This is a genomic window from Paenibacillus sp. OAS669 (genome assembly GCF_014873645.1).
Taxonomy (GTDB): domain Bacteria; phylum Bacillota; class Bacilli; order Paenibacillales; family NBRC-103111; genus Paenibacillus_S; species Paenibacillus_S vulneris.
The window spans coordinates 143,367-163,285 of sequence record NZ_JADBDR010000002.1; the positions used below are offsets into that span (position 1 = coordinate 143,367).

The 19,919-nt window shown below is 48.1% G+C and carries 20 protein-coding genes; 17 read left to right on the forward strand and 3 right to left on the reverse strand.

Annotation, left to right across the window (positions count from 1 at the left end; all coding sequences use genetic code 11):
* Window positions 1-30 precede the first annotated feature (30 nt).
* On the forward strand, window positions 31-324 hold the full coding sequence (locus tag GGC63_RS06080) for a hypothetical protein (protein WP_192701541.1): 294 nt from the start codon (window positions 31-33) through the stop codon (window positions 322-324).
* Between the two features lie 20 nt (window positions 325-344).
* Here the strand turns inward: GGC63_RS06080 and GGC63_RS06085 are convergent, their stop codons facing one another.
* Entirely contained in the window at window positions 345-767 is a 423-nt protein-coding gene (locus tag GGC63_RS06085; RefSeq protein WP_079909113.1) for a hypothetical protein, read from the reverse strand.
* 381 nt (window positions 768-1,148) lie between these two features.
* Between GGC63_RS06085 and GGC63_RS06090 the strand changes: the two genes are divergently transcribed.
* The 12 genes from GGC63_RS06090 to GGC63_RS06145 all read left to right on the forward strand — a co-directional run bounded on the left by GGC63_RS06090 (window position 1,149) and on the right by GGC63_RS06145 (window position 13,135).
* Window positions 1,149-2,279, forward strand: coding sequence for a hypothetical protein (locus GGC63_RS06090; protein ID WP_192701542.1), 1,131 nt, complete (start codon window positions 1,149-1,151; stop codon window positions 2,277-2,279).
* The gene (locus GGC63_RS06095) at window positions 2,269-3,492 is read left to right on the forward strand and encodes a CpaF family protein (protein ID WP_192701543.1); all 1,224 of its coding nucleotides are present in this window, start codon (window positions 2,269-2,271) and stop codon (window positions 3,490-3,492) included. Before GGC63_RS06090 ends, GGC63_RS06095 begins: the two co-directional genes overlap by 11 nt.
* A gap of 33 nt (window positions 3,493-3,525) precedes the next feature.
* Window positions 3,526-4,446, forward strand: a complete 921-nt coding sequence (locus GGC63_RS06100; RefSeq protein ID WP_225947994.1) for a type II secretion system F family protein — start codon at window positions 3,526-3,528, stop codon at window positions 4,444-4,446.
* 6 nt (window positions 4,447-4,452) lie between these two features.
* A complete protein-coding gene (locus GGC63_RS06105; RefSeq protein ID WP_192701544.1) occupies window positions 4,453-5,316 on the forward strand; it encodes a type II secretion system F family protein in 864 nt (287 codons plus the stop codon).
* A 34-nt stretch (window positions 5,317-5,350) separates the two neighbouring features.
* A complete protein-coding gene (locus GGC63_RS06110; RefSeq protein WP_079909118.1) occupies window positions 5,351-5,569 on the forward strand; it encodes a Flp1 family type IVb pilin in 219 nt (72 codons plus the stop codon).
* A gap of 109 nt (window positions 5,570-5,678) precedes the next feature.
* A complete protein-coding gene (locus GGC63_RS06115) occupies window positions 5,679-6,611 on the forward strand; it encodes a hypothetical protein (RefSeq protein WP_318780993.1) in 933 nt (310 codons plus the stop codon).
* A 52-nt stretch (window positions 6,612-6,663) separates the two neighbouring features.
* Window positions 6,664-8,949: a hypothetical protein gene (locus tag GGC63_RS06120; protein WP_192701545.1), complete on the forward strand. Its 2,286-nt coding sequence runs from the start codon at window positions 6,664-6,666 to the stop codon at window positions 8,947-8,949.
* Window positions 8,913-9,665: a TadE/TadG family type IV pilus assembly protein gene (locus tag GGC63_RS06125; protein ID WP_225947995.1), complete on the forward strand. Its 753-nt coding sequence runs from the start codon at window positions 8,913-8,915 to the stop codon at window positions 9,663-9,665. The genes GGC63_RS06120 and GGC63_RS06125 overlap by 37 nt, the downstream gene beginning before the upstream one ends.
* The gene (locus GGC63_RS06130) at window positions 9,662-10,174 is read left to right on the forward strand and encodes a prepilin peptidase (RefSeq protein ID WP_192701546.1); all 513 of its coding nucleotides are present in this window, start codon (window positions 9,662-9,664) and stop codon (window positions 10,172-10,174) included. Before GGC63_RS06125 ends, GGC63_RS06130 begins: the two co-directional genes overlap by 4 nt.
* A gap of 26 nt (window positions 10,175-10,200) precedes the next feature.
* Window positions 10,201-11,883: a DUF6382 domain-containing protein gene (locus tag GGC63_RS35080; RefSeq protein ID WP_318780994.1), complete on the forward strand. Its 1,683-nt coding sequence runs from the start codon at window positions 10,201-10,203 to the stop codon at window positions 11,881-11,883.
* Between the two features lie 3 nt (window positions 11,884-11,886).
* Window positions 11,887-12,774 (forward strand): PP2C family protein-serine/threonine phosphatase, encoded by an 888-nt coding sequence (locus GGC63_RS06140; RefSeq protein WP_192701547.1) that lies wholly within the window; start codon window positions 11,887-11,889, stop codon window positions 12,772-12,774.
* Between the two features lie 70 nt (window positions 12,775-12,844).
* Window positions 12,845-13,135 carry a Dabb family protein gene (locus tag GGC63_RS06145; protein ID WP_192701548.1) on the forward strand — a complete coding sequence of 97 codons (291 nt, stop codon included), beginning with the start codon at window positions 12,845-12,847 and terminating at the stop codon, window positions 13,133-13,135.
* A 42-nt stretch (window positions 13,136-13,177) separates the two neighbouring features.
* On the opposite strand, the gene GGC63_RS06150 is transcribed toward GGC63_RS06145, so the two are convergent.
* Both GGC63_RS06150 and GGC63_RS06155 read right to left on the reverse strand, forming a co-directional pair.
* Window positions 13,178-13,570 carry a hypothetical protein gene (locus GGC63_RS06150; RefSeq protein WP_079909601.1) on the reverse strand — a complete coding sequence of 131 codons (393 nt, stop codon included), beginning with the start codon at window positions 13,568-13,570 and terminating at the stop codon, window positions 13,178-13,180.
* A gap of 136 nt (window positions 13,571-13,706) precedes the next feature.
* Window positions 13,707-14,039, reverse strand: a complete 333-nt coding sequence (locus tag GGC63_RS06155) for an ASCH domain-containing protein (RefSeq protein ID WP_192701549.1) — start codon at window positions 14,037-14,039, stop codon at window positions 13,707-13,709.
* A gap of 103 nt (window positions 14,040-14,142) precedes the next feature.
* Between GGC63_RS06155 and GGC63_RS06160 the strand changes: the two genes are divergently transcribed.
* From GGC63_RS06160 to GGC63_RS06175, 4 genes are all read left to right on the forward strand, one after another.
* Entirely contained in the window at window positions 14,143-15,183 is a 1,041-nt protein-coding gene (locus GGC63_RS06160) for a M42 family metallopeptidase (RefSeq protein ID WP_192701550.1), read from the forward strand.
* A gap of 72 nt (window positions 15,184-15,255) precedes the next feature.
* On the forward strand, window positions 15,256-17,184 hold the full coding sequence (locus GGC63_RS06165) for an ABC-F family ATP-binding cassette domain-containing protein (RefSeq protein WP_192701551.1): 1,929 nt from the start codon (window positions 15,256-15,258) through the stop codon (window positions 17,182-17,184).
* Window positions 17,185-17,202: 18 nt separating this feature from the next.
* Complete coding sequence (locus GGC63_RS06170) at window positions 17,203-18,180, forward strand: C39 family peptidase (RefSeq protein WP_192701552.1); 978 nt, start codon at window positions 17,203-17,205, stop codon at window positions 18,178-18,180.
* 109 nt (window positions 18,181-18,289) lie between these two features.
* The gene (locus GGC63_RS06175) at window positions 18,290-19,903 is read left to right on the forward strand and encodes an ABC-F family ATP-binding cassette domain-containing protein (RefSeq protein ID WP_192701553.1); all 1,614 of its coding nucleotides are present in this window, start codon (window positions 18,290-18,292) and stop codon (window positions 19,901-19,903) included.
* The last annotated feature ends 16 nt before the right edge of the window (window positions 19,904-19,919 follow it).

The following is a 19,919-nucleotide window of genomic DNA, read 5'->3' on the forward strand; positions in this document are numbered from 1 at the left end:
ACGGTAGAAAGAGGAAAGAGGTGACCTTATATGAGCGGCGGTTGGATTGCTGTCATCGTCATTGGTCTCATGATTGTACTCGGAGTCTTGTTCATTGTCTCACGTAAGCAAACCGCTGCAAAAGCAAAGCCGAAAACGAATGTTATTCGAATGACGGAGTTCAAAAGACAGGATAAACGCTCATCTGCCCATCTGCAGAAATGCTCCTATTGCAAAAAGAAAACGGACCGATTAACCTTTTATGCCGGTGTTCACGGATCCGCTGTTGGGGTTTGTAAAGAGTGCAGATCCAAGGCTGAAAAACAAGATCTGCTGCCGTTATAATAACGATGGTCTACGGTGCCTCATTGCAATTGTCCAGATTGACTGTTAGAACCGGCTTGCCGGGACATCAGATCCATACTCCAATCTATCATCCCGTTCATCATGCTGAGAACGAGGTTAATAGCATCTTCATCGCTAAGGGGCTGGCTTTTGGTATTATTCGAGATGTACTCTTGCATCTTGGTTTCTAATTGACTGGTCAAATCCTTCAGTTTGGCGAAGTCTTTGGCGATGTCGCTTATGGAATTGGAGCCCGAATTGGAACTGCCGCTGTTTTGCTGCTGCTGCGATTGGCCTCCGCTTGATTGTTGGCCCCCTTGGCCGCTGGAATCGTCCGATTGACTCTGGAGCAATTCTTTAATTTGCTGAAGTTCGTCGGTTAAGGATTGCTGCTGTTCCGTAATTTGCTCGATTTGCCCCTTCAGTTCACGATTGCTGATCATCACTTAAGCTCCTTCATCGTATTATGAGGTTAGTATATCCATGAGCCGTTAATTTAACCAAATAAGACCATAAGTCCATTCATGAAATAAAAATGACTAAAATAGTTGAAAAAACCATATTTTATGTTATTATATATACAAATACATTACCGCAAGCGGAAGCACCGCTGTTCAAGAACTTTTTCTTGTTCAGTTGGTGCTTTTTTTGTGCGTTCGTTTTTAGGAGGCGATATGGAAATAACGAATAAAGTCAAAGCAGCCATTGTCGTTGCCATCATTTCGGCAGTTTTGGTGGTAAGCGGAATATTACAGCTCAAGGGGGCGATGTAATTCTCAGCGGACAAGGGACTTGATCAACAAAGGGGGAGGGGCACAACAGAAATGTCCAAAATGAAGCTGGTCGTATTGGATACAGATTCCTATTTTATAGAACGCATCACAGCATACATCCGTACCTCGGATTTTGCTTCGACGTTTACTGTCTCTGCTTTCACGAATAAAGAACAAGGCTTTGCCTATATCGAACAGGCAAGCGAGCAGTATATTCTGCTTGTCCATGAGAGCTTCATGCCTCTGCCTGAGAGGGTTTTTCAAAGACAGAGCGGCTGCATGCTCATCCTGAGTGACTTTCCTGCTTCCGGGGATATCGTGGAGTACCCGGTTCTGTGCAAGTTTCAACCCTTAAATCAGCTGTTGGCTCATGTGATTTCTCATTATAATGAGTTCACCTCGAGTCAAATGCTGAAGGGGGACAAGGAGACGCAAGTGGTCTCCATCTATTCCGCTGTAGGCGGGAGCGGGAAAACATTAACCGCCCTGCATCTTGCAAGAGAATTATCGTTGGCGGGAAGAAGGGTGTTTTATCTCAGCTTGGAACAGCTGCCATCGTCCATTTGGGTTGAGTCCGATACAGGGGGAGAGGAGGATTCTTCCTTTTCCCGGATGCTTTACTACGGCAAGTCGGACAGCAAGCTGCAAATTGCCAAAGTGGAGCGATATAAGAAAAGGCATAGCATCTGGGGCTTCGACTATTTTCCCGGCAACTGCGAGCCGCTCGAGCTGGCGGAAATGTCCGCAAAAGATACGGAGATGATGGTCAGGGCAGTCCTTGCCTCTGGCGCATACGATTGTGTGCTGCTTGATTTGGACTCAACCTTGTTCCCGCGTGTCGAGGCTGCGTTGAAGATCAGCGATCATATCTTGTGGCTGATTCAGGATGACTGCATTCAATGGGATAAATGCTCAGTAAGAATGCGGCAGTGGATGGATAGGCAGGAAGAGCCGGCGTGGTCGCATAAATGCAGTCTGATTGTTAATAAATTCAACGGGGCATTGAGCAGCAGCGAGAGGAAGCTGCCTCTTCCGATTTCCGGTTATTTGCCGTACATACCCGAATGGAAGTCCTACGCCCGATTAGACATCGTTCATAAACGGGGGACGTTCAGCGAAAGCCTGACCTCACTGGATTGGTTCCGATCATCGGCATTGGGAGGGAAGGCAGATGTGGGCTGACGAGATCGTTATAGAAATGAAGCATAGAGTTAAAGAAAAGCTGGATTTATCGGTCTCGCTATCTGATGAACAGCTGATGGACCTGATTGAACAGGAAGTGTTTTCCTATTCCTTTGATCAATATTTTACGGCAGGCCAGAAGCATCAGCTTATTATGCGGTTATTTCATTCCTTTCGCGGATTGGATATTTTGCAGCCGCTGGTCGATGACCCGACCGTATCGGAGATCATGATTAACCGGTATGATCAAATTTTTATCGAACAGGATGGCCGAATCAGCTTAACGGAAATGAAATTCGAAAGCAAGGAGAAGCTGGAGGACGTTATTCAGGCTATCGTGGCGCGCGTGAACCGGGCTGTCAACGAGGCCAATCCCATAGTAGATGCCCGATTGCTGGATGGGTCTAGGGTGAATGTTGTATTGTCACCTATTGCGTTGGAAGGAGCGGCGATGACCATACGAAAGTTTCCGGAATCGCCGCTGACCTTGGACATGCTAGTAGCCAAAGGATCCTTGACTGATACTGCAGCTTCTTTCTTGATCCGACTCGTCCGGGCAAAATATAACCTCTTCATTGGCGGCGGAACCGGGTCGGGAAAGACCACCTTTCTCAATGCATTATCACAATACATTCCTGATGACGAGCGGCTGATTACGATCGAGGACTCCGCCGAGCTGCAGATCCGAACGGTACCTAATCTGGTTCGTCTGGAGACTCGAAACGCCAATACCGAAGGCAAGGGAGAAATCACGATCCGTGACTTGATTCGCTCTTCCTTACGGATGAGGCCTAATCGCATCATTGTCGGTGAGGTCAGGGGGGCAGAGGCGTTAGATATGCTGCAGGCAATGAACACGGGGCACGACGGCAGCTTGTCCACAGGACATGCCAACTCAACGGAAGACATGCTAAGCAGACTCGAAACGATGGTGCTTAGCGGCGCAGCTCTTCCTGTTGAGGTGATTCGCAAACAGATTTGTTCTGCGATCGATGTCATGATTCACCTTCAAAGACTGCGGGACCGTTCACGCCGTGTGACGGAGATTAGCGAGATCGTCGGTATGGAGGGAGGGGAAGTCAAGCTGAACCGGTTGTTTGAATTTGTAGAACAGGGAGAGGATGCCAGCGGGAAGGTCATTGGAGAGCTTAGACCTACAGGCAGCGCTTTAATGCATACGGATAAACTGGCTATGGCAGGTATCGCCGTATAAATGAAAACGTTAATTGATTAAAGGAGACAGAGCTTGAGTTATATCATTCTTACCGCTGCTGCGGGGGCATTATGTTGGGTGGCTTTGACACTCTTTCAAAACTTGGCCAAGAAGAAAACAGATCCGTTACCGGACAAGGATGGCCACAAGCTGAAATGGAAGCCATCATTGGCCTATAGAAAGACTAAAGGAGACGATACAGCTGCTTCGTCGTTAATCCGGTACGATGAGTATTCATTAAGCCTTACGGAAAGGTGCATTTGCATAGTTATCGGCAGCTTGGTGCTGGGTATCATAGGATATATTTTTTATAAAAATGCAATCGCCGCAATGGTGCTGGGCTGCGGGGGATTGTATTCCCCGATTATATGGCGTAAGCAAATGATCCGCAAGCGTCAAGCTCAGCTTCAGCTGCAGTTCAAGCAGGCGCTCTCCTCTCTATCTTCTGCTCTTGGCGCGGGAAAATCGGTAGAATCGGCCTTCAAGGAGGCATTGACGGATCTGCGTCTTCTCTACCCCGATTCCAACGCGTTTATTGTTAAAGAGCTGGAGACGGTAAACCGGCGGATTGAAAACGGAGAAACGGTTGAAGCAGCATTAAAGGATTGGAGCGATCGGGCGAAGGTGGAGGATATTCAGCAGTTTGCCGACGTATTCGTAACCTGTAAGAGAACCGGCGGCAACCTGGTGCAGGTGATCCGACGAACCGCTGCCATCATTCAAGAGAAGCTGGATATTCAACAAGATATTCAAGTCATGATGGCGCAAAAGCGATTTGAATCCAAAGTGCTGACATTCGCCCCTTTAGTCGTTATAGCTTTATTGAATTTTAGTTCACCGGATTATATGGAGCCGTTATATCAAGGAACAGGACTACTGATAATGACTACAGCGTTACTGATCCTGATCGGCTGCTATGCCATTACGAAATGGATTATGGATGTTAAGGTGTGATGCCGGATGGCGATGCTTATAGCTTTGAGTATCGAGCTAGTTGTAGGTTTGCTGATTTTCTGGACGGCGTATCCCCGATATAGCGGCTTTGTGAAGGAGCATCGTAAAGTATTGAAGCTTTATTGGCTAGCACCCCTTGCTTTAGCTTTGATGGATCGCCTCCGGCTGACAGACCGATTCGGAGATGCAATCTCACGCGTACATCAGCAGATGATCGGACTATATGGTAGCAAGCAGGCTCTGATCCGGACCAAATGCTTTGCGGCCGATGTCCTGTCGGTCAGTATGTTCCTGTTGATCGGTTGTACGCTCGTTGGGATAGTAGCCGAAAATAACGAGATGCTTGGTTATGGAGCTATCTTGATACTGTTTCTTCCTTTTGTTCTGTACAAAGAGTTAGCGAATCAGCTTCGTAAAAAAAGACGCCAGATGCTGCTGGAGCTGCCTGAGGTGTTGAATCAGCTCGTTCTATTGGTGAATGCGGGAGAAACCGTGCAGAAGGCGCTTCAGCGCTGCATAGAGAACAAACCGGACATCGACAAAAATCCTCTTCTGGCAGAGCTTGCTATTGCTGCATATGAAATCCGTATGAATGTCTCCTTCAGCAAAGCGATGGAGGATTTTAATAAAAGATGCGGCGTTCAAGAGGTTTCATTGTTCACTACGACATTGTTATTGAATTATAAACGAGGCGGCGACGAGCTCGTCATGTCATTGAAGGAGCTGTCTTCAACACTGTGGGAGAAAAGGAAATCGTTAGCCAAAACCTTGGGTGAAGAGGCATCCTCGAAGATGGTATTTCCCATGGTATTGATTTTTCTGGTCGTCATGGTTGTTGTTGCCGCACCGGCTATATTGCTTATGAATTAGATTGAGTTCGTACAACTGGAGAGGAGTAAAGCGAATGAATGGGTTAGGTCAAGGAATTCGAAAATTTTGGAACGAGGAGGAGGGGCTGGGTACACTCGAAATATTGCTCATATTGGCAGTACTAGTCATCATAGCAATAGCTTTCCGTAAATGGATCATGCAATGGGTGAAGGGACTGTTTGACTCGGCTAATGCGGAAATTACCGACCAATCCGGCACGATCAAGAATGATGCGGATAAAATCAGCCCTTAAATTACAGTCAAGGCAGGATGGTGCACGAATTCTTCCTAAACCAGGACAGGCAAACGCGTACAGGTTTGTCAATGATACGAAAGGAAGCTTTACGATAGAGGCGAGCTTTGTGCTTCCAGTGATATTACTAAGCACGCTGTCTCTGCTGTTTCTCGCTCTCTATGTTTATCAAACCTCGTCTGCATTTCAGAATGCAGGCGTGGCTGCCGATCGCGCCGCTTTCATCTGGGATAACAGTAAGAAGGATGTCATTACAGGGGACTACCCCGTAGATCAGAATGATGGATTATATTGGAGACTTCACAGCGACAGCATGTCGGATCTTTTCCGGTTTCTTATCCCGAATCCAGCGGCGCAAATAACGCTTCCTGCTGCGACCAAGGGCAGCGATACCGGACCTGAAGGAAAATTGACGAAAGTGGGCCGCAGTTTATCACCAGACTGGAGCGGCACGATGAGTTACTTGAATAGCGGTATCTCTAGGGAAGTGACCGTGAATCTGGAAAAGCCGTTTCGTTCGCCGCAATTTATGATTCGGAAGCTGCAGCAGCAGGTAAGCTCGACTGCGTCGGCTCAAGTGGTCGATCCGGTTGAGGGGATCCGGCTCATTGACTTAACACGGACCTTTATTCAAGAAGTCCAGGGCAAAATCAAGCCTGACGCCGCATTAAAGGCCATGGTTGAGCCCAAATCAGTACCCGATCCTGCCGCTGTCATAAACAATCACGAGAGTGCGGCCAGCTATTTGCGCACGTTGGTGAACGGAAAGGAGCAGACCATGGTTGTCAATGGCTCGACCAAAAGGGTAGTCGATGCATTGGATGCGAATAAAGTCGCCCATCAAGCCTACTACACCTTTAACGAGAACCAGCTCAGGAAGGAACAAATGCCCAAGGATGCGGCGCTGCTGAGAGATGGGGGTCAAGTAACCGGAGTTGTCTGGCATTTCTTCAAGCTGTCCAAACAGGACAAGGTCAAGCTGTCTAACGGTCTTCGGCAGGAGCTGGAGCGTCAGGGTATCGTTGTGGTCATTCACGAATGACAGAACGATACCAGGCAATCTTGCCAAACATGCAAGCAGGAAGGAGGGATGAATGCTGTTTCGGTTGCGGCGGTTATGGAAAGAACAGGGGGGAGCGGTGTCCTTATATCTACTATTGATTCTTGTTCCGGTATTTTTATTTTGTGCGCTGTTAATTGATTTTGCCCGTATTCAGGTTGCTGATAAGGAAGCAGAAAATGCAGTGAAAACAGGGGTTCGCTCTACGCTGTCCTCCTTTTCGCCGAAGCTGCAGTCCTATGGGCTGTATGCCTTGAATCAAAAGCCGGAGGAATCCAAGGCGCTTTTTTTGAAAGTAGTTGAAGGAAATGTATCTCAAGCGGTTGCATCGAACTCCTTTCAGTTTATTGATCAGAAGGTAGAAGCCGACAGCTCAAATCTGACATCGATGTATTCTCTCGGCAATCATATGGTATTCAAAAAACAAATAGTAGAAGAAATGAAATACCGGGCGCCGATGATTTACTCCTTGGAAATGGCGGATAAATTCAAGAAAACGGGACTTGCATCTACGATGGGTCAAGCCTCCCAGTTTTCCCAAAATGCCGCGAAAATCGAGAAGCTGATGGAGGAACGGGACGATGAGCTGGACAGGGCGTGGAAGGAATGGTCGGCGATATACCAAAAAGCGGTGGCGATGCATCCCTTCTATAAGACCCAGCTTGAAGCCTTGAATAAATTAAGCGACAAAATCGGGCTGCATACTATTGAAGAGGTCAGGCAATCCATTCAAGATTCCAAAAAGCAGCTGGTTGATTTGCGGGACGATGTGAAGCGTATTGATGGAGATATTCGCTCTCTAATGCAAGCGGGCTCATCAGCCGCATCCGCGATAGATTCTCTTTATGATCTTAAGGACCGTCTTCAGGATGAAATCAAAGCTGTGAATGATCGAATTAAGGATTTGGAGCAGCTGCTGGATGACTTACTGGAATATGCGAAGCTGCTGGCCTTTTTGAAGGTGAAATCAACCGGCGATTTGAATGAATTAAAGGATTTGCTTAAAGCATTTGAAGCTTCTTTGAATAAAGCCAAAAAAGCGAATGATCAGTTGAATGCAGAGCTAGGTCTTGTCCAATCCCAAAATACGGCTTCAGGCTCTTATGATGCCAACCAAGTATTTCAAGCCATCCATATGATTTCCCGCTCCGAGCTTGATGATTACGGCAGCAAAGCGGCTTCTACCGTTGCTCTTTTCTCGGGATTGGAATCTCAGTTATCCAGCGTCATTCTGTTTGATGCGCAAAATTACCGCAATGCAGACCAGGCGATCCAATCGTTCTGGAAGCAAGCTCAGGAGCTGCACTCGGCCCAAAGTGCAAAGGAGTCGCAGAGAAATAGCAAGAAGCAAGCGGTAAATACAAGCAAGCAGGAGCAGAGGAAGAAAGCGCAGGCTTATCTCGATCAGGTAAAGGCAGCTCTTGGAGGCTGCAGCATTCTTGGGTCAACCGATGCATTCAAACAGCATTACATAACGCTTCAGGGGGACCCTGGCAAAGGAACAAACGGATACTATCAAGCATATATGGAGACCAATCAGGAAGCCAACTTATCTCAGCCTGTTCCATCCATAGAATTGGATAACGCGGACAAAGCCGGTTTTAGCGCGATGAAATTGATTTCGGATTTCACCAATCTGCTTACGGATGTTAGGGATGAGTTTTATGTGGATGAGTTTGCTGTTAGTAAATTCAATTACCGGACCTTCGGTCTGGAGAAGGACAGCAATGGCAATGTGAAGGGGGCTTTGGAGCCATCGGAACCAGGGAAGCACAAGCTGGCGAATCAGGAGCTCGAATATTTATTGTACGGCGGCAATTCCTGCGCAAGCAACTACTCGATGGCATATGCCGAGATGTTCGCCTTCCGGCTTGCAGTTGATACGGCAGAGGCATTACTGGAGCCTAAAAACGAAGTCTTGAATCTCGGCTCGCCGTTGCTCGTATTTCTGGCAGCCGTAGCTGAAGGAGCTATTCACGCTCAACAGGATATGGCGAAGCTGACCCAAGGGGAGATGGTTCCTTTATCGAAGAAGCTGGGCAGCTTTTTCACCATGGGCTACAAGGATTATTTAAGAGTGTTCTTTTTACTGCACAGCCGGGATAAAGTTCTGTTATCTCGGATGCAATCCTTAATTCAATTAAATACTGATATCGACTTGCTTCAGAGCACCACGTATATTTCCGGCACTGCATCGACCTCCATCCGCTTGTGGTTTTTACCTGGACTGATGCGGCAGCTGGGAAAAGCCGGACTTACTTCCTGTCAGGTTAAGCTCGGCAGATGCCAGATTACCAAGACGGGGGTGATGGCGTATTGAAAGCCGGCGGCAAGCCTTGGATTGAACGGGTACCAAACAAGGCGACCTGGAGGGATGACCAGGAGGGCGGCATCGTGCTGGAGGCTGCGCTCGTCCTTCCATTATTCCTGTCCTTTATTTTAGTTCTGATTGCTTTTATTCAAATATCGCTTGCAGAAATGGCGCTGCAATCCGCCGTGACCGACACGACGAAAGTCGTGGCAGCCAATATGTACCCGGTGGATCTGTTGTATCAGCAAGCCAGAAGCAAATGGAACCAGAGCGCAGCGAGCGGGTGGATTGATAAAGTCGTTGGCCAAATCGAATCCGCTAAGCAAAAGGCAGTGGATACGGAACAGTTCATCGAGGATTATGAACGTTGGATTCCGGACCCTGTCGTTCAGCTGGTGGAATGGGAGAAAACCTATCGGGAGCATTTGGAAAACCTGGGAAATGCGAAGACCGAGGAGGCCAAGAAGCAGCTGGAGGAGGCATACAAACCCTTGTTGAGCAAAGCCGTAACACCGCTGGTCGCTCATTATGCGAATCCGGCACGGATAAAAAAAGACAGGCTGAAGGTGACGAAGGTGATCCTACCGGATCTCGAGCATAAAGAAAATGCATTTGTCGGCATTGAGGCTCAATACGAAGTACCGTTATCGATTCCATTTTTCAAGAAGACAGTCATTGTTCGCAAGCAGGCGTTCGAGCGCGCATGGGTTGGAGGAACCGGATGATCTTTACAGTGCTAACTTTTGGTATGATTATCACCGCTTTTACGACGGATATATGGCGGCGTAAGATTCCTAATTGGCTTACCCTATCGGGTTGGATTACAGGGATGGGGCTTCATACGGCGATTTCCGGAGGATCAGGCGTTCTATATGCCCTTTTGGGCACGGCTCTCGGGTTCATACCGATGCTGATCCTTTATCTTATTAAGGCGGTAGGAGCGGGGGACGTAAAGCTGTTTGGGGCTATCGGCGCACTGGCCGGAGGAGAGATGGTTCTCCAGAGCATGATATATTCGATATTTTATGCCGCGTTGGTGGGATGCATTATTTTGATATGGCGGCGGCTTTGGAAGCAGACGTGGCAGCGCCTTGCAGCTATGCTGTTCCATTTGATTGCTTTGAAGGATACATCACAATGGAAGCCTTACCTTTATTCCTCCCATCATCTACGGTTTCCGTTCATGTGGGCCGTACTCCCTGCTGTGATCAGTGTGTATTTTCAATTATTTTAAACTTTTCGATGAAAGGAGGTCCGAGTGTGAATCAGTCGATTTACGGCCTACAGGTCGATTACCAGAATCAGAATGGCCATTATATGGTGCTCTATAAAGAAAACGGCCTCCGTAAAGACGAGCTTTCCGCTTTTCAAATGAACATGCTTCTGATGAACCGCATTCCCCGGCTGCTGGAGCTTCATGTGGAAGAAGTAAATCATAATACCAAGCTTTATTATAAGATTACTGACAAAAAAATGCTGTCCCATTGGCTTCGCCTGGGGAGTCTTTCCATTAAGCAGTTTTTTACCTTGCTATATACGATCGTCGATACGCTAACGGAAAGCGGCGTTTATATGCTTGAAGAAGGCAAATATATTCTTAAAGAAGATTATATTTATTGTGGGAATGATTTAACCGATATATATATTACGTACCTGCCTATGGAAACCCTGGTAGATAAACAAACGGTCTCCGTCGATTTGCAGCATTTAGCCTCCAGGCTGGTGCATAAGGTCACTGAATTGAGCGGCAGCGGGTACCAGGAGCTGATGAATTATCTTATGGATGAATCGTTTCATCTGCCTGCATTAAGACAGCTTCTCCTTAAACATATGAATCAGGCCGGTCAAGAGAGACAAGATGAGATGATTATGCAACAGGCTGCCTTGCATCGGCCGTTAGCAATGCAAGCTCCGGAGCTTGAAGATGCAAGAGTTCGGCAAGCCTCAGGAACGATGCCGAAGCATCAGGATGAAGATCTGCCTAAATGGACTCCTCTGATCCCTTTTGCATCTGCACAGGGCGCCGCTCCTGATAAAGGAACTGACCAAGGGGAGATCCGGATGCCACTCTCGGATGCCTTATCATTGAGCAAGGGAGAATCGTCCCTGGTACCATCTCCTGACAAGCTGAAGCTTCCGGTGATGCTGATCGGGATCTTACTATGCTGCTTGGTATGGAAGCTGTATTTGGAGCATCCTGGAGAGCCTTGGCTTTATATCTGCATAGGGTCGACGATGTTCATTGCAGATCTGGTATTCGTCGCCTTATGGATATGGAAGCCTGCTGTACGAAGCTCTGAAGTCAATGGGAATGCTGCAGCGCAAGAACCGGCACTGATGGCGGAACAAGCGATTCCTGAAGCGATCTTATCCAAGCTTGGTTCCAAGACCAATAAAGACCAAGGCTCGGAATTAGCCGCATTTTTGAAGGGGCTGCCCAAGGAACCGGACGCCAAAGAATCGGCCTGGAAGAAGCTTTCAGATGTTCAAAAAAGCTTTACACCAAATGAAACCAGCTCCATGAAAAGTCCGGGTAAGGAATCGGACCATTACTACCAAGGGTTGGAGCATCGCACGACCCTGCTTCCCAGATCGGATGCCACCGTTTTGCTGAATAGCCCGATAAGTCCAGCAGCCTCTGCTTATCCGTATCTGGAAACGAATCAATCGGGTCATGCGTCCAGAATAAGTCTTATGAAGCCATGCTTTGTCATAGGAAGGGCAGGGGATGGAGTCGACTATGAGCATAAAGAAACCGGCGTATCCAGACTTCATGCCGAGTTTGTTAGGGAAAACGGCCAATATGGAGTGAAAGATCTCGGCTCACGTAATGGCACTTATGTCAACAATGAATTGCTTGCACCTTACCGGGTATATTCCTTGAACGATGGGGATATAGTCCGGATTATTAATACCGAATTTATTTTTAAAATGGGGTTGTAGCGGTTGAGAACAACTTTTGCCGTCCATTGGCACTATGGGATAGCCACACATTCCGGCTGGTTTCGGATGATGAATGACGATCGGTCTCTGCTTCGAATCGGCACTACGGAGCAAGGGGATCCGTATGCCGTTGCGGTGATTGCCGATGGTGTCGGGGGAATTGGTGACGGAAGCCGGGCAAGCGATGCGGCGATGGATCACGTAAGACATTGGCTGGACAATCAGCTGCCCAAGCTGCTGAAGACAGCGAGGCTGAGAGGAGCGTTCATTCAATCCACCAAAAAGCTGCTTCACGAAATCAATGTATCGTTGCTTGAGATGGGAAACCATGCAGGAAGTCAGATGAGCACGACACTGACCCTGCTTTTTCTGCTGAATGAAACTTATATACTATGCCATATAGGTGATTGCAGAGTCTATTATTTTCATCGGCAGCGGTTGAAGCAGCTTACCAAGGACCATTCCTGGGTTGCCGAGCAGGTACGCAAGAGGAAAATGACTCCTAAGCAGGCCCGCAAACATCCTCATCGTCATGTGCTACTGCAGTGCCTTGGCGTTCAAAAGGAGCTCAACATACAGTATCGGAGCGGTTTTTATAGCCCGAACAGTCTTTTTCTTCTGTGTACAGATGGGCTGTACGATCGGATGTCCCACTCCAAAATCGAGTATTTTTTGAAGGACAATGAATCATCGGAGCTGAATCTCCAACAGGTCAGCGACCTGCTGGTCGATAAGGCGCTGGATCAGCGTGCAAATGACAATATCAGCGTGCTTCTGCTTTCGCCATTAAACAGGCCGCTGACTCTTCTTCAGCGAATACGTGACAGACTGAAACACTGTGATTATCTATTCCCTGCGGATTGGAGGAAGTGGTATAATAAACGATCATGATGAGGAAAAGCCGAAAGCTGACCCTTGATGTCGAATACCATTTCTTAATTGAGAAAGGAAGAAGATGATTATGCTTACTCATGTTGTCTTTTTTAAGCTGAAGGACCGCAGTCCGGAATCTGTTCAAACGACCGTAAATGTGTTGAAGAACATGGAGGGTAAAATCCCTGTACTAAAATACATAGAAGTAGGGACGGATGTGCTGCATTCCGAAAGATCCTATGATATTGCGCTGATCACTAAATTTAATTCGCTGGAAGATTTAAGCGTATACGACAATCATCCTGTCCATGTGGAAGTAAAAGCCCATATGAAGCAAGTGCTGGATGGGACAAGCATTTGTGTCGATTTCCAATCTTAATGGCACAGTTAAAACAAAAAAACCGGTTCAGGTGAATGACCATCACCACAGAGCCGGTTTCATTATCATTAACCACAGCATGACGAACAAGACAAACATATAAATATACAAGGAACGGGCCAGCTTGTTGACCAGTCTGACTCTATCATGATCCGGCTGACGCAAGCGGCGTATGGTCGGGGAAAAGGCGCGGGCCATAAATATAAGCGAAGCAATTAATACGATCCATGTGCCTAAGATAAACGGTGTGGTCCAAGGCCATCCGCCAAGCCACAGCAGTAAAAGTCCGGAGACTACCAGAACATGACCGGAGTGCTTCGATAATCGGACGACAAATTGAAACGAGTCCAGATACGAGGAGAGAACGGGTTCTTCCGCTTTGCGAAGTTTGCCGAGCATCGGGATGAGGACGAAAAAAGGACCAATGGAAATCATTGCGCTTACTGCATGAATAAAGACTAGCCAAGGATACAAAGAATGAGCCTCCAAACTTGAAAAGGTGAATAAAACAGTGTAGCATTCATTTTATTGATGTCTACACTGTTTTTTGCATTCCTGCTGCCGCAGCGGTTTATTGAACCCGGCGGAACTCGTGAACCCAGACTTTCATTTGAGGAAGCCAAGGCATTCCGGTATGCATGGATAAAATATAATTTTTGTATTCTTCCACATTTTTGAAGCCTTCGGTTTGTACCGCTTCATCTGTAAGCTCACCGAGGGATTGCTGATATACTTTATGTACTTCGAATTTATGGCCTTTAAGCTCCATAATTTCGCCTGGATCGGCGTAGCGTCCATTACGGCGCGTCGATGTTTTTTCGCCGCGGATCACTTTCTCCACATCGTCTTCAACTGTAACTAGACGTTCGATGGAACAGGTTTTTGGTGGCAATGTTTCAGACATACGGTAATTCCTCCCTGATTTTATTCATTTGTTAGCTTACATGAAAATTTTACCGATAGCAAATAAAGGTCGAAATTTGATACCAACCAAGGAGATGGGCTGTATGAAATCCAAAATCAATCAAACTTATGTTCTTGATCTGCTAAAGCGTTTGCTTCTTACGCCTAGCCCAAGCGGATTCTGCCAAGATGTCATGAAGCTTGTCGCGGAAGAAGCGGGAAAGCTCGGTTTTTCGATATCCTATACGAACAAAGGTGGAGGCATAATTACAGTACCCGGCCGTCGGGAGGGAAAGGTCATCGGCTTGTCCGCTCACGTGGATACATTGGGAGCCATGGTCCGCTCTATTAAAAAAGACGGCTCCCTGCGTTTTACGTCGGTCGGAGGCTATATGATGGGCTCGGTGGAAAATGAATACTGCCAAGTCCATACTCGCAGTGGCGCGACTTACGAAGGGACGATCCTGACCACAAAGCCATCGGTCCATGTATACCCGGACGCAAGAGAGTTCAAGCGCGAAGAAGCTTCCATGGAGATTCGTCTGGATGAAAACGTGCGATCCGAAGAGGACGTCAAGAAGCTGGGCATCAGCGTTGGAGATTTCGTGTCGTTTGACCCGCGGCCCCGTTTTCTTGATAACGGATATATCAAATCACGGCATCTGGACGATAAGGCCGGTGTTGCCGCGTTATTCGGCATGCTGGAGCTAATGAAGAGAGAGCAGCTTGCTCCGGCATATCCGCTTCAGCTTTTTATCAGCACTTATGAAGAAGTGGGCCATGGCGCAGCGTACTTGCCGCCGGAGATCGATGAGCTGCTTGCCGTCGATATGGGAGCTATGGGCGACGATTTATCCTGTACCGAGCATGATGTCTCGATCTGCGCCAAGGATTCTTCCGGTCCATACGACTACAATATGACTTCCAAACTGATTGCCCTGGCGAAACGGGAAGGTCTGCAGTATGCCGTAGACATTTACCCGCAGTATGGTTCTGACGCTTCAGCGGCGCTTCGCGGCGGCAGCAACATCCGGGCTGCCTTGATTGGCCCCGGGGTTCACGCCTCCCACAGCATGGAGAGGACTCATAGCGAGGCGATATGGAATACGATTGCTCTGTTGACGGCGTACGTGACGGAAGCTTAGAAGAAGCATTCCCGGGAATGAAGAAGTCATAGGTGTTGCGCAACCAACGGAAGATAAAAGGGGCTGTTTGTCATGAATATATTGACTGTAGAGCATTGGAATAAAAGCTATGGCGAAAAAGTACTGTTCGATGATATTTCCTTTCAAATTAATGAAAAGCAAAGAATCGGCCTTGTCGGCGTGAATGGAACCGGCAAATCGTCGCTGCTTAAGGCGATGGCGGGCTTGGAGCCGGTGGATTCCGGCAAGCTGATCCATTCGAATCACTTTCGGGTAGAATATTTGCCGCAAAATCCGGAATTCGACCCTGAATCCACCGTGCTGGAGCAGGTGTTTTACGGTGACAGCCCGTTAATGCAGACGCTAAGGGACTATGAAGAGGCCCTTTCCTCCTTGCAGGAGGCTCCTGATGATGAAAAGAGACAATCGCGCCTGTTCGCCGTGCAGCAGCGAATGGATACCTTGAATGCATGGGAAGCCAGCACGACAGCCAAAACGGTATTAACCAAGCTTGGGATTACCGATTTCTCACAGAAGGTCGGCGTTCTGTCAGGAGGACAGCGAAAGCGGGTTGCGATGGCGCGGGTGCTGATTCAGCCTGCAGATCTGCTAATACTGGATGAGCCTACGAACCATATAGATCATGATACGGTGGAGTGGCTGGAAGAATTTCTTGCCAAATGGAAGGGCGCTTTGCTTCTAGTCACGCATGACCGGTACTTCCTTGACCGTGTAACGAATCGGATTATCGAATTGGACCGGGGCAAGCTGCACAGTTATGAGGGCAATTATGCCGCGTTTCTTGAGAAAAAGGCGGAGCGTCTCGAGCGCGAGGCGTCGGAAGAGGATAAGCGCCAAAATATGCTGCGGCGCGAGCTGGCTTGGCTGCACAGAGGGGCTAAGGCAAGGACGACGAAGCAAAAGGCGAGAATCGAGCGCGTAATAGAATTGCGGGACCGGAAGGTGGACGGACCGGCGGAGAAGCTGGATATGGCGCTTGGCGCCAGTCGGCTGGGGAAAAAAGTCATCGAGCTTGATGGAATCGCTAAGTCATTCGATGGCCGGAAAATGATCGATAACTTCAGCTATATTGTTCTCCCGGACGATCGAATCGGTATTATAGGGCCTAACGGAAGCGGAAAGTCGACTTTGCTTAACATGCTGGCGGGGCGTTTGCAGCCGGACGAGGGATCGATAGAGGTAGGAACGACTGTAAAATTGGCCTATTATACGCAAGAAAATGTTGAAATGGATCCCAAGCAGCGTGTCATTGAATATATCAAGGAAGCGGCTGAGGTGATCCGGCTGGCTAACGGAGAATCCATAACAGCATCTCAAATGCTTGAGAGATTCCTGTTTTCATCCTCATTACAATGGACGCCTATCGGCAAGCTGTCTGGCGGCGAGAAACGCAGGCTGTATTTACTCCGCACCCTGATGGGAGAGCCGAACGTGCTACTGCTCGATGAGCCGACCAACGATTTGGATATTCAAACGCTGACGATATTGGAAGAGTATTTGGAAGACTTCCCTGGCGCCGTTATCACGGTTTCTCACGATAGATATTTTCTTGATCGGACCGCGGATCATTTGTTTGCGTTTGAAGGCGGCGGACAAATTCGCCATTTTTACGGCAATTATACCGAATACATGGAAGCAGTGCGGCAAGAGGAGCAGGCGGAAGCGAACGACCGCAAAAACCAGAAGCCGGCTAATACGGTCACAGCTGCTGCAGGCGCAGGAGATAAAAGAGAATCACAAAGGCCACGCAAGCTGTCCTTCAAGGAGCAAAAGGAATGGGATGAAATTGAAGGGAAAATTGCAGCGCTGGAGGATAGGTTGGAAGCCGTTAAAAAAGAGATTCATCTGGCGGGAAGCGATTATGGCAAGGTTCAGGAGCTCTACTCCGAGGAGCAGCAGCTGAATGAACAGCTGGAGCAGGCTATGGATCGTTGGGCCGAGCTATCGGAGCTGGTGGAACAAATCGCTTCGAACAAATAAAGAAGGGAGTGCAGAGCGATGAAGAAAGGCAGGAATCGGATCGTATGGACATTGGCGGCCTCAGCATGTGCGGTCGTGGCGATATCCTTTGGTTACTTGGTACCGAGGGATGAGCCAACCATTCAACAGCCGACAGGATCTGCCGATCCGCCGGCCGTTCTTCATACGATGCAGCTTCAATTTCAAAGCAGGGGCTTGCCTGGGAGTATTGCAGAAGGGACACGCATTACTGAGCCGGATGTGGAACAGTACCCTTTCCGGCTGTATCAACAGGACCGGTTTCTCCAGGCATATACCAGTTATCCGGATGCCGTTAACGCGGCTAAAGGACTATCCAATACCGGCGTATACTTTAAATCAAAGGACAAGCTCCTCTGGTCATCCGATAAACCTCTTGCTTCCTCTGCTCAGACCGAAGCTCCGTTAATCTATCAGATGCCCGAACTGGACCGAGGATGCGAAGTCACGAGCTTGGCTATGCTGTTACAATCAGCGGGCGTTAATGTCGATAAAATGACCCTGGCTGATGAAATCCGAAAAGACCCGAATCCGTTTGAAATCATCGGTCACGAAATTCATTTCGGCAATCCGAACGAAGGCTTCGTAGGCGATATCGCTTCGTTCGATCACCCGGGATACGGAGTGTACCATGGTCCTATTATGGAGCTTGCAAAGCAATATTTGCCCGGCCGGGCGGTAGATGCTACAGGCAGCAGCTTCGATGATGTATTAAGGCTGCTGGAGGCAGGATCACCGGTATGGGTAGTTACCAACATGGAGTATACCACGTTAGATGAGGACGCCTTCGAAACCTGGGAAACAGAGGACGGCGGCATCGATATTACGTATAAAGAACATTCCGTTCTGATTACGGGCTATGATGAAGATACGGTTTATATTAACGACCCGCTTGGAGAGACGGGAGAAGTTGACAAAGCCGATTTTATATCTGCATGGGAGCAGATGGGACGGCAGGCAATAGCTTATGTTCGATAATTTCTGTATTTTCGCAATAATATTGGGAAAGAACGGCCATTTTGTGGTATAATCTGTGATTGGAAGCTTAAGGGCTAAGGGCAATAATCAAAGAGAGTAGGTATTAAGTATGATTACAGTTAATAATGTCACCTTACGATACGGTAAAAGAGCCTTGTTTGAGGATGTTAACATCAAATTTACCCCGGGTAACTGTTACGGTTTGATCGGTGCCAACGGCGCGGGCAAATCGACATTTCTCAAAATTTTGTCCGGAGAGCTGGAGCCGAACAAAGGGGAAGTAAGCATTACTCCGGGCGAGCGTATGGCTGTGCTGAAGCAGAACCACTTCGAATACGACGAAATGGAAGTCTTGAAGACCGTTATTATGGGGCATGCACGCTTGTTCGAGATTATGGAAGAGAAAAATGCGCTTTACTCTAAGGCCGATTTCTCGGAAGAGGACGGAATGCGTGCCGCCGAGCTGGAAGGCGAATTTCAGGAGCTGGACGGCTGGCAGGCGGAATCGGATGCCGCTGAGCTTCTGATCGGGCTTGGTATTTCCAAGGAATTGCACGACATGAAAATGAAAGATTTGGGCGGTAACGAGAAGGTCCGCGTCCTTTTGGCGCAAGCCTTGTTCGGCACCCCGAATATTTTGCTGCTTGACGAGCCTACGAACCACTTGGATATCGAGTCGATCAACTGGCTGGAAAATTTCCTTGCTAAATATGAAGGTACAGTTATCGTTGTATCTCACGATCGTCACTTCTTGAATCAGGTATGTACGCATATTGCGGATATCGATTTCGGCAAAATTCAGCTTTACGTCGGTAACTATGACTTCTGGTATGAATCCAGTCAATTGGCTCTGAAGCTGACCCGCGAATCGAACAAGAAGGTAGAAGAGAAGCGAAAAGAGCTGGAAGCGTTTATTCAGCGCTTTAGTGCGAATGCATCCAAATCCAAGCAAGCGACCTCCCGTAAAAAGCAGCTCGAAAAGCTGACGTTGGAGGATATCAGGCCTTCGACGCGGAAATATCCTTTCATTAAATTCCAACCGGAGCGGGAAGCGGGCAAGCAGCTGTTGTCGGTCGAAAAGCTATCGAAGACGATAGACGGCGAGAAGATTTTGAACAACATCAGCTTCACCTTGAATAAAGGCGATAAGGTAGCGCTGGTTGGTCCTAATGGCCACGCCAAAACCACCCTGTTCCAAATTTTGATGGGTGAGCTGGAGGCCGATTCGGGCGAATACACTTGGGGCGTTACGACAACACAAGCCTATTTTCCAAAAGACAACTCCGAGTACTTTAACGCCGATTTGAATTTGGTAGACTGGCTGCGTCAATATTCCAAGGATCAGGACGAATCGTATATCCGCGGCTTCTTGGGAAGAATGCTGTTCTCCGGCGAGGAAGCTTTGAAGAAAGCCAGCGTACTCTCCGGGGGAGAAAAGGTTCGCTGCATGCTGTCCAAGATGATGATGAGCGGCGCCAATGTCCTGCTTCTGGACGAACCTACGAACCACTTGGACCTGGAATCCATCACTGCATTGAACAACGCCATGGTAGAATTCGATGGTACGATGCTCTTCGTATCGCATGACCATCAGTTCATCCAAACCGTAGCTAACCGGATCATTGAAATTACACCGAATGGCTTGATTGATAAAATGATCACCTATGATGAATACCTCGAGAGCGACGAAATCAAGAAGCAGCGCGAACAGCTTTACGCTTAAGAACGTAAAAAAAGGA